Origin of the sequence: Flavobacterium sp. (assembly GCF_049240005.1) — a bacterium.
Classification (GTDB): Bacteria; Bacteroidota; Bacteroidia; order Flavobacteriales; family Flavobacteriaceae; genus Flavobacterium.
The window spans coordinates 1-3,385 of sequence record NZ_JBMLTK010000059.1 but is presented as its reverse complement, the minus strand read 5'-3'; the positions used below and the strand labels follow the sequence as shown (position 1 = coordinate 3,385).

Genomic DNA, 3,385 nt, shown 5'->3' with positions numbered 1-3,385 from the left:
CAAACCATTGCCTTATTGGAAACGGTGCCGGTTTGGTTTGAAATTTGGCGACGCCTCAACGGATTCCCACCGAATTATTACAAAGGCGCTAGTTCTGATATTAAATCTAATTCTTCAACTCCGAAAAAAGACGGTAAATAATGAAAGTACGACTGTTACTGCTTGCTTTGATCGGACAGCTTTCCTTTGCGCAGGATAATCCCAAAATCATGTCGTTTGAAGAATACATGGGATTTGTGCGCAAGTTTCATCCTCTGGTGAAAAGTGCTGATTTAGAAATATCTGCTGCACAAGCTGCGTTAATGACGGCACGCGGCGCTTTTGATCCGGTTTTGGAGGCCGATTTCGAGCGCAAAGATTTTAAAGGAAGTACCTACTACAATGTTTTCAACGGAACGTTTAAAATCCCGACATGGTACGGAATAGAGATTAAAGCCGGAATCGACGACAATAACGGACAATACTTAAACCCGCAAAACCTAGTACCAGCAACAGGTTTAGGGAACGTGGGTATATCGATTCCGATTGCACAAGATTTGTTTATCAACAAGCGCATGGCCGACTTACGGAAAGCGAAGTTGCAACAAACCTTGAGTCGCGCCGATCGAAATTTGATGGCTACTGCTGTATTGTCGGAGGCAGCCGAAGCCTATTTCAGCTGGCAGCGGCAGTACCGCGAATACGAGCTGTATCAGGAATTTGCCAAAAATGCTAAAATTCGTTTAGACGGTATCAAAATTTTGATTCAGGAAGGCGATAAACCAGTTATCGATAGTACGGAAGCGCGAATCGTGGTAGTGAATCGAAATTTATCTTTAGAAGATTCCAAGCTAAAACTAATTAAAGCCCGATTAGAACTGAGTAATTTCCTTTGGATTGAAAACAATGTACCGTTGGAACTGGCTGAAGATATGATTCCAGAACCCGATACAGAACAACGTATTTCGGAAGTTTTACAAACCAACGAAATGATCACCAATAACGTTGATTTAAACCAACATCCTAAGGTACAAGCACTCGAAACCAAAGTAAAAATGCTGGAAATTGAACGTCGATTGGCTGCTAACCGACTATTACCACGGGCCGATTTTGGCTATAGCTACTTGTTTCAGCCCGACTCGTTCGATGCTTCTAGGCGATTCGATGACTATAAAGTAGGATTCAACTTCTATTTTCCAATATTTATAAGAAAAGAACGCGGAAACTTGCAGCGTGCAAAACTAGCTTTAACGGATGCTAATTTGTCTTTGAAGTTTGAGACGCGGCAGTTAGAAAATAAAATTCAAGCAGCTCAAACGGAAATTATTTCTCTAGAAAAGCAAGCTTCGCTGATGCGGGAATTAGTTCGAGATACCGGAACAATGCTCAATGCAGAAATACGATTATTTGAGGCAGGCGAAAGTTCATTATTCCTTTTGAATACCCGAGAGAACACGCTTATAAGCAGTCGTTTGTCAGAAATCGCGGTTAGGAATAGGTTGCTTTCCGCGCATGCAAAGTTGTTTGAAACGTTGGCAAATCCAGACTAATACATTCCTGAACCTGAGCGACGCTGTTTTGAAGCATTGACTCCAAAAACTTTGTAAATCAAACAAACTTTAAAAACAGCAGTCAAAATCAAATAAATACTGGCGATATACAAAACAATTTGGACCGAAAAATTATCCGCAATGTTAAAGTAAGCGCAGAGGATTAAAGCAGCTGCAAGAATAGAACGTCTCCACTGAGATCCTGAACTTAGGTTTGCTTTCATTGTGATGGGTTGGTTAATTGGGGAACCGTCCCAAAAATAGAAACAAATATTAACAATCAGACTATTAAAAGAAAAAAAACTAAATTTCTTTTGGTCCTGTCCAAGAAGAAAAGCCGCCAAGGAGGTTGTAAGTTTCAGTAAATCCGAGCGCTTGCATAATATCACAAGCTTGAGCACTCCTGCCGCCAGACTTGCAATATACAAAGTACGGACGCGTTTTATCTAACGATTCCAACGCAGCAATAAACTCCTGACCTCCATAAATATCAAAATGAATCATTTCTGGAATGTAGCCCTCGGCTACTTCTTCGGCAGTCCGAACGTCGATAATTTGAGCATTTGTAGATTCTGAAAGCTTTGCTTGCCAGTCTTCTTGATTGAGATGAGCTACCATAAAATTTATTTAACGAAAATTTAGCGTACCAAAAGTAAACAATCTAATTTAGGTTTATACATTTGTACCTACAAATATTGTATATGCAAGAGTTAACACAACAAGCTAGTAAAATTCAAAATCAGGACAAGCGACTGATTGTGAATACAATGCGTCTTGCAAATGCGTTTTACGAATCTTTGGCAACTAAGTTTAAATCGTTCGATTTGTCTGCAGAACAATTTAATGTGTTGCGTATTCTACGCGGGCAACAAGGAAAACCTGCTAACATGTGCCTGATTCAGGAACGTATGATTTCCAAAACAAGCAACACGACGCGCTTGGTCGATAAACTGCTGGCAAAAGAACTCGTTACACGTACCGTTTGCGAGGAAAATCGACGTAAAATAGAAGTATGTATCACCGCTAAAGGACTCGAACTTCTCGAGCAAATAGATCCGATACTCGCACAAAAAGAAGCCGAATTGCTCTCAAAGCTCAGCTCAAGCGATAAAGAGCATTTCGCAAACCAAATTGAACATATTTTAAACCATCTTAATACTTAATTTTAACAATGAAAACAATCAAATTATTGGCTTTAAGCCTATTCGCATTCGCTACAGCAACAACAGTTGCACAATCTAAAAAAGTCGATGTAAAAGCAAGTACCGTTTCTTGGGTAGGTAAAAAAGTTACGGGTTCGCACTCAGGCGATGTTAGCTTGAAAGAAGGAACGCTTATCTTCAAAGGTTCAAAAGTAGTTGGCGGTAACTTTACGGTTGACATGACGTCGATCACAGTAACCGACTTAAAACCAGGCCAAGGTAAAGAGAACTTGGAAGGTCACTTGAAAAACGAAGATTTCTTCGGTGTAGAGAAATTCCCAACGGCTAAATTGGTTTTCAAATCAATCGGCGAGAAATCTGCTGGCGTTTATTCTGTAACTGCTGACTTAACGATCAAAGGAATCACAAATTCAGTGAACTTCGAATTGAAAGTTGCTAACGGTACAGCTACGGCAAACTTTAACGTAGACCGTACTAAATACGATATCAAATACGGTTCAGGAAGCTTCTTCAGCAACTTGGGCGATAAAACAATCAACGACGAGTTTGAATTAAGCGCGAAGTTGAAATACTAATTCTTGATGTTTGTCCAAAAGAGCCGGTTTTCGAAAGGAAATCGGCTTTTTTATTGGAGATTAAAAGATTAAAAGATTAAAAGATTAAAAGATTAAAAGATTAAAAGATTAAAAGATT

The 3,385-nt window shown here is 39.6% G+C and carries 5 protein-coding genes; 3 read left to right on the top strand and 2 right to left on the bottom strand.

The window, feature by feature from the left end; genetic code table 11:
- Nucleotides 1–140: 140 nt before the first annotated feature.
- Nucleotides 141–1,529, top strand: coding sequence for a TolC family protein (locus ACOVQQ_RS06210; RefSeq protein ID WP_421817428.1), 1,389 nt, complete (start codon nucleotides 141–143; stop codon nucleotides 1,527–1,529).
- On the opposite strand, the gene ACOVQQ_RS06205 is transcribed toward ACOVQQ_RS06210, so the two are convergent.
- Both ACOVQQ_RS06205 and ACOVQQ_RS06200 read right to left on the bottom strand, forming a co-directional pair.
- Nucleotides 1,526–1,753, bottom strand: coding sequence for a YgaP family membrane protein (locus tag ACOVQQ_RS06205; RefSeq protein ID WP_421817427.1), 228 nt, complete (start codon nucleotides 1,751–1,753; stop codon nucleotides 1,526–1,528). The genes ACOVQQ_RS06210 and ACOVQQ_RS06205 overlap by 4 nt on opposite strands.
- A gap of 79 nt (nucleotides 1,754–1,832) precedes the next feature.
- Nucleotides 1,833–2,147, bottom strand: coding sequence for a rhodanese-like domain-containing protein (locus ACOVQQ_RS06200; RefSeq protein ID WP_421817426.1), 315 nt, complete (start codon nucleotides 2,145–2,147; stop codon nucleotides 1,833–1,835).
- A gap of 83 nt (nucleotides 2,148–2,230) precedes the next feature.
- Here ACOVQQ_RS06200 and ACOVQQ_RS06195 point away from each other — a divergent pair, with 83 nt between their 5' ends.
- Complete coding sequence (locus ACOVQQ_RS06195) at nucleotides 2,231–2,692, top strand: MarR family winged helix-turn-helix transcriptional regulator (protein ID WP_298148771.1); 462 nt, start codon at nucleotides 2,231–2,233, stop codon at nucleotides 2,690–2,692.
- An 8-nt stretch (nucleotides 2,693–2,700) separates the two neighbouring features.
- Entirely contained in the window at nucleotides 2,701–3,267 is a 567-nt protein-coding gene (locus ACOVQQ_RS06190; protein WP_094486895.1) for a YceI family protein, read from the top strand.
- Nucleotides 3,268–3,385 lie beyond the last annotated feature (118 nt).